Source organism: Streptomyces sp. NRRL F-4489 (genome assembly GCF_001509485.1).
GTDB lineage: Bacteria > Actinomycetota > Actinomycetes > Streptomycetales > Streptomycetaceae > Streptomyces.
On the sequence record NZ_LLZI01000176.1, the window covers coordinates 1 to 626 of the forward strand.

Here is a 626-nt window from a genome sequence, read left to right on the forward strand (position 1 = left end):
GCGCTACTGGGCACGGGGCCGGATCCGGGACGGGGCCTTGGACCGGCCCCGAGCCAGTCCCCGGAGCCACTGGCACAGGCACAGGCACAGGCACCATCCCCCTCCCCCCAATGCCCCAGCACCCGCCCTACGAGCCCTTCCCCGGCAGCACCTTCTTCCGCCCAGGAACCCGCAGCCCCATCATCGCGGCAATGGCCGAACGCCTGATCGCCGAGGGCTGCGCCCACTACCGCCGCACCGGCGGCCCGACCCCGGAATGGAACGAGGCCCACCGCAAGTCCTACGCCTCCTGGCAACGCAAACTCGGCTTCCACGGCAAAGACGCCGACGGCTACCCCGGCCGCACAACCTGGGACCAACTCCACGTCCCCAACAGCGGCTCCCAGCCGCCCAGTTCCAGCCCCGTGCCCACCCAGCAGCCCCACTGACCCCGATGGGACTCAGCCCCCACCAGGCTTACGGCAGCCCCTCCAGCCAGGCGACTCGCCCGGGCCCGTACCCAGCCATCCCCAGCTCACCCGGTCCCCGCACCCCGTAACCCCGTCCCCCACCACTGCGGACCCCACCGCTGCGGCCCCCGGAACGGGACCCCCCGCTTCCCCCTCGCCCTGGAACCGGGCCGCCCC

Annotated in this window: 1 protein-coding gene; it reads left to right on the plus strand. The window is 73.5% G+C overall.

Features of this window, described 5'->3' with window-relative positions; translation table 11 throughout:
* The first annotated feature begins 110 nt into the window (after positions 1-110).
* Positions 111-428 (plus strand): peptidoglycan-binding protein, encoded by a 318-nt coding sequence (locus tag ADL22_RS35755; protein ID WP_420711563.1) that lies wholly within the window; start codon positions 111-113, stop codon positions 426-428.
* Positions 429-626: the final 198 nt, after the last annotated feature.

Coding starts and splice junctions, on each gene's coding strand:
- ADL22_RS35755 (WP_420711563.1), top strand. CDS start 111: ATGCCCCAGCACCCGCCCTACGAGCCCTTCCCCGGCAGCACCTTCTTC.